Origin of the sequence: Burkholderia sp. BCC0398 (genome assembly GCF_902833245.1) — a bacterium.
Taxonomy (GTDB): Bacteria; Pseudomonadota; Gammaproteobacteria; order Burkholderiales; family Burkholderiaceae; genus Burkholderia; species Burkholderia sola.
Window position 1 is genome coordinate 1 of the sequence record NZ_CADFEM010000044.1, and the last position, 1,837, is coordinate 1,837.

Annotated in this window: 1 protein-coding gene and 1 pseudogene; both read left to right on the top strand. The window is 65.0% G+C overall.

All coding sequences use genetic code 11. From position 1 onward, the window contains the following. Positions 1-879: pseudogene (locus tag HWX76_RS36420) on the top strand (NAD(P)/FAD-dependent oxidoreductase); the annotation flags it as partial. A 56-nt stretch (positions 880-935) separates the two neighbouring features. Beyond that, the coding region (locus HWX76_RS36425; RefSeq protein WP_176017108.1) for an NAD(P)/FAD-dependent oxidoreductase at positions 936-1,837 on the top strand (902 nt) is incomplete at its 3' end.

Genomic DNA, 1,837 nt, shown 5'->3' on the forward strand with positions numbered 1-1,837 from the left:
GCAATACGGCCCGCGCGAATCGATGGAATACGACGTCGTGATCGTCGGCGGCGGCCCCGCCGGGCTGTCTGCCGCGATCCGGCTCAAGCAGCTGGCCGCCGAGAAAGGCACCGAGATCGGCGTGTGCGTGCTCGAGAAGGGTTCCGAGATCGGCGCGCACATCCTGTCGGGCGCGGTGATGGACCCGCGCGCGATCACCGAGCTGTTTCCCGACTGGAAGGAACGCGGTGCGCCACTCGACGTCGAGGTGAGCGAAGACCGCTTCCTGTTCCTGTCCGAGAAGAGCGCCGTCACGACGCCGAACTGGGCGCTGCCGGACAACTTCAAGAATCACGGCAACTACGTGATTTCGCTGGGCAACGTGACGCGCTGGCTCGGCCAGCAGGCCGAGGCGCTGGGCGTCGAGATCTTCCCCGGCTTCCCGGCTGCGGAGATCCTCTACAATGACGACGGTTCGGTGAAGGGCGTCGCCACCGGCAACATGGGCGTGGGCAAGGACGGCGAGCCGACCGAGAACTTCCAGCTCGGCATGGAGCTGCACGCGAAGTACACGCTGTTCGCCGAAGGCTGCCGCGGCCACCTCGGCCGCCAGCTGATCTCGACGTTCAAGCTCGACGCGAACGCCGATCCGCAGGCGTACGGGATCGGCATCAAGGAACTGTGGGAAATCGATCCGGCCAAGCACAAACCGGGTCTCGTGATCCACACGGCCGGCTGGCCGCTGAAGTCCGATACGTACGGCGGCTCGTTCCTGTATCACATGGACAACAACCAGGTCGTGGTCGGCTTCGTGGTGGGCCTGGGCTACACGAACCCGTACCTGTCGCCGTTCGAGGAATTCCAGCGCTACAAGACGCACCCGTCGATCCGCGCGTTCCTNTGACGGAAGACCAGTTCTGACCGCTGACGGTCGGGACGCAGCAGGAGACAGGATTTTGACCACACAGGACTTGCTCGCGCAATACGGCCCGCGCGAATCGATGGAATACGACGTCGTGATCGTCGGCGGCGGCCCCGCCGGGCTGTCTGCCGCGATCCGGCTCAAGCAGCTGGCCGCCGAGAAAGGCACCGAGATCGGCGTGTGCGTGCTCGAGAAGGGTTCCGAGATCGGCGCGCACATCCTGTCGGGCGCGGTGATGGACCCGCGCGCGATCACCGAGCTGTTTCCCGACTGGAAGGAACGCGGTGCGCCACTCGACGTCGAGGTGAGCGAAGACCGCTTCCTGTTCCTGTCCGAGAAGAGCGCCGTCACGACGCCGAACTGGGCGCTGCCGGACAACTTCAAGAATCACGGCAACTACGTGATTTCGCTGGGCAACGTGACGCGCTGGCTCGGCCAGCAGGCCGAGGCGCTGGGCGTCGAGATCTTCCCCGGCTTCCCGGCTGCGGAGATCCTCTACAATGACGACGGTTCGGTGAAGGGCGTCGCCACCGGCAACATGGGCGTGGGCAAGGACGGCGAGCCGACCGAGAACTTCCAGCTCGGCATGGAGCTGCACGCGAAGTACACGCTGTTCGCCGAAGGCTGCCGCGGCCACCTCGGCCGTCAACTGATCTCGACGTTCAAGCTCGACGCGAACGCCGATCCGCAGGCGTACGGGATCGGCATCAAGGAACTGTGGGAAATCGATCCGGCCAAGCACAAGCCGGGCCTCGTGATCCACACGGCCGGCTGGCCGCTGAAGTCCGATACGTACGGCGGCTCGTTCCTGTATCACATGGACAACAACCAGGTCGTGGTCGGCTTCGTGGTGGGCCTGGGCTACACGAACCCGTACCTGTCGCCGTTCGAGGAATTCCAGCGCTACAAGACGCACCCGTCGATCCGCGCGTTCCT